Raw genomic sequence first — 3,508 nt, forward strand, 5'->3', positions numbered from 1 at the left:
TCGGCGCTCCAACAGATACGCGGTCAGTGTCTGCAGCTTGGTCATACGATTGCCGCCGTGATTCGGCCGCGCCCCTGCAGCGAGCGAACCGCCTGCTGGCTGAACTGCAGAAACGTCTCGCCGCGTTCGGGCATTTCTTTGCCGGTGTTTTCGGCGCTTTCACGGCGGCTTACTGTGGCGAACTGCGTCAGCAAGCTGGCCTTGGCTCGGCAATACACGGCGCGCTTGTACGTCGCTACATGAAATGTGGCGTCAGGCAGCACCTTAGGGTCACCAGATTCCACGGAGGTGATGCCCACGCTCTGCCATTGGCCTTTGCGTTTGGACAAATCGCGATTGATCTCAATCATCGCGGTAGTCAGATCAGTGACCAGCATGTCTACCAGGTACTCCGCCGGCAGGCGGTAGCCCTTCTGGAACTCGGACACGGAGAGGTTCGGCCAGAAGCCGTCGTTCTCAATCGCCTGTTCCACAAAGGTGGTGGGTTTCCCGGAAAAGCTCATTGCTGACCGCTCGAATAGGGCGGGGAGACTGTTTTTCGTGGGGCTGTCCATAAATGGCAGACACACGTCCACAGTTCCCCGCTGGGGGGGTAGTCGGTTATTGGGCGCCGGTCACGGCGGGTGTTTGTTTGGCGATCGCCTTGCGACACTTCGCAATGCGCGTCTCATTGCCCGCTTTCGCGTACAGCTCAGTGGAACGTTCCAGATGCTGGAGCGCGGTTTCCCACTGCTCGGCCTCCATGGCACGCATGCCGATCAACTTGTGGTACTTGCTCGGGATCTGTTCGGTCAGCTCCCAATCACCGTCGACACGCGGCAACAGATCGGACAGGTACGGCTCCGGGCTGCGCTGCGCGTTGTACTCGGCGTAAGCCCAATCGATCACGGCATCCGCGACAAAGGTCTGCACGTCGCGGCGCTTGAAGCGCTCAGGCATTTCCTGACCCTGACCGATCGCAAAGTCCGCCAGTGCCAGGCCGTCTTCGAACTGCTCGGTGTCGAACAGCCAGACCATTACCTGCACCAGGACACGGTTCGGCATCACCAGGCCCGAATCCATGTAGCGCTGAATAAAGTCCTGGTACTTGGGCAGCAGTTTTTCGCGCTTGAGTGCCTGACGCCCAGCGAGGCCCTTGATGTCGCTCAGGCGCTGCAGATCCTGATCCAGCGAGGCTTCCATCAGCAGCAGGTGCTTTTTCGCGTTGGCTGGACTGCTCAAGGCCTCCGCCGGCGAATACGCCAGCGGTGCGGCGGCAGCAGCGATTACTGCAGCACTGCCTTGGGCCAGGGTGCGGCGCTTGTGGGCGAGAGCCAGGCTCACTTCACCAGCTCCACGTTCTCAGTCAGCGCGATTTTCTCCAGCTGCTCGATCACATAGCCTTCATTACGGCTGTTGTAATCCTCGACGCGGGAACGTTTCGGATTGTCTACGGTTTGCTTGCGCCAGCTGGAGTCCTGGAAGTAGATCGAAAGGTTGTCCCAGCTGGTGACCAGCACAGCGTTGACCGGGAAGAAAGGCACGCTGAAGCTTGGCAAACCGCCGTAGGTGGCGATCACCTGGGCATCTTCGATGCGCTCTTTCTCGGTCGGCACGTCGCCTTGCTTGGCGTACAGCTTCGCCTTATCGGCCGCCAACAGATCGGAACCGATGATCGCGATCAAGTCGCCACCGTCGCGCAGACGCTCGTCCACCATTTGCTTGGTGTCATGCACCAGGGCGTCAAGGTTGGCGTAGTCGCCGTCCAGCCCCAAGGTCACTTTGCCGGCGGCTTTGCCTTCCTTGAGCACCTGCTGCGGTGCCTGCTCGCGCAGTTGCTGCAGCCAGCCTTTGTTCACGTCCTGCAGCATCGGATAGGCTTCGATGTCGGTTTGCGCAGCCGCTTTCACACCGTGGAAACCGACCATGATGCGATCCAGGGCGATCTGCTTCTGCACTGCAGCGGAATAGCGCTGATGGAAGTCCGGAAACTTCGCCCAGGCATCGATTTTCGCGTACGGCAGGCCCACGTCGGATTCAGTCGAAGACAGCTCATAGGTGCTGTTTTCCAGAGCAGATGCATCTTTTGCTTCGCGGTCGGTGGTCTTGGTGTTGGTGCGGCCGGTGACTGGGCCAGACACGCCGATAAACACCTTCTCGCCCTTGATCTCGGTCACCGGAATGACATTGATGCGCTGCAGGAAGTCCGCTTTTGCCGTGATTGCGTCGTTCAACTCCTGGGTGATCGACGGTTCAACGGAAAACATCTTGCTCGACAGCGGGACGCCGTAGGTCTCGGCGATCGCCAGCTGCATTTCGGCGTACATCTTGGCGCCGTAGGCGCTCAGTGAACGAGCCATGTCAGAGCACCCGCACTTTGGATTTGTCAGTGGCGCCGGTGGAGCGTGGCAATTGGCGACCGGAAGGGGTGTTCTTCAGTTCGGTGAACTGCTTCTGCAGGCCGGCCAACGCCGCCAGCACAGCCTTGTTGCCGCCGCCGTTGCGCTTGAATTCGCGCTCTTCTTCGGCAGTGGTGACGATGTCGTTCACCGCGTCAGTTACGTCATCGATCGGGGCCTGATCGGGTTCTGGTGCGTCTTCAGCGGCAGGCTCAATCACGGCCTGAATGCCGGCAGCGACGACCAGCAGCTGGGCCAGCAGGGCTTTCAAAGCCGTTGCGGTAGCTTCATCCATTGGGGGTTTGCTCTCGGTTGGGGTTTGCGGAGTGGTTTCGGTGGGCGAGTCTTCAATGCCGAAACGCTTGAACATGCGGGTGAACATGGCCATGAGCCGTCCGATCTCGCCCTGCGCCTCGGTTTCGCGCAATGGGCCGAGTTCCAGCGACGCGGCGTAATAAGCGGCCCGGCTGGTTCGGTTGGAGAAATACAGCTCTTGAGTGCCGAGGCTGGCCGGCTCGTCAGTCACGGCCAAGCCGGTCAAATAGGCCTTGCCGGTGCCGGCGAAATTCGGGGTGATTTCAATGCTGGTGAATAGCTTCTGGCCTTGATCGTTGAGGTACAGCAGGCGATCGTTTGGCTTCAGCTGGGCTTCCAAAGCAATTTGCCCAGGCTCCAGATCGTCGCCCTCTTCCACCAGTCGCACGGCGAACACAGTGCCGTGGGAGCCAGGCCAGCGCTCGTGGTCACACCAGATCACAGCGGTGTATTTGGCCGGGGTGTAGGTCTCGGCGATGTCGCGCAGTTCCTGGGGAAGGATGTCGCGGCCATCAATGGTCGGGCCGCTGGTGGCAACACGTTTCCAGTAGGAGACAAGGGAACGGGGCATGAGTGGTAACTGCGCTCAATCGCTGAATGAGCCGCCACGATAGGGAGCCGTTTACCGCCAAACAAACGGTTGAAATTCGGGGTTCTCCTATTTTCGGGAGATAGGCGGATCGCAGCATTTAACCCCGCGTTTACGGGGTTTTCGCCGCATAGACTGCGGCCCATGAACTACCCGACCGAAGTTAAAGAAGCCGCAAAACGCCTCTACCTGCGCCGCTGTTCGGTGAAGGAAATACAGGCGCATC

General features: G+C 59.8%; 4 protein-coding genes. All 4 read right to left on the reverse strand.

All coding sequences use genetic code 11. The features are described 5' to 3' along the window. Positions 1-41: 41 nt before the first annotated feature. The 4 genes from L8H52_RS30160 to L8H52_RS30175 all read right to left on the reverse strand — a co-directional run bounded on the left by L8H52_RS30160 (position 42) and on the right by L8H52_RS30175 (position 3,264). A complete protein-coding gene (locus L8H52_RS30160) occupies positions 42-503 on the reverse strand; it encodes a head completion/stabilization protein (protein WP_180699822.1) in 462 nt (153 codons plus the stop codon). Between the two features lie 97 nt (positions 504-600). Next, positions 601-1,323, reverse strand: coding sequence for a phage terminase small subunit (gpM, locus tag L8H52_RS30165; RefSeq protein WP_242210150.1), 723 nt, complete (start codon positions 1,321-1,323; stop codon positions 601-603). After that, positions 1,320-2,339, reverse strand: coding sequence for a phage major capsid protein, P2 family (locus L8H52_RS30170; RefSeq protein ID WP_242210149.1), 1,020 nt, complete (start codon positions 2,337-2,339; stop codon positions 1,320-1,322). Before L8H52_RS30170 ends, gpM begins: the two co-directional genes overlap by 4 nt. A gap of 1 nt (position 2,340) precedes the next feature. After that, positions 2,341-3,264 (reverse strand): GPO family capsid scaffolding protein, encoded by a 924-nt coding sequence (locus L8H52_RS30175; RefSeq protein WP_242210148.1) that lies wholly within the window; start codon positions 3,262-3,264, stop codon positions 2,341-2,343. Between the last annotated feature and the right edge of the window lie 244 nt (positions 3,265-3,508).

The sequence above is a fragment of the Pseudomonas sp. CROZ-RG-20F-R04-15 genome (genome assembly GCF_022662375.1).
GTDB lineage: Bacteria > Pseudomonadota > Gammaproteobacteria > Pseudomonadales > Pseudomonadaceae > Aquipseudomonas.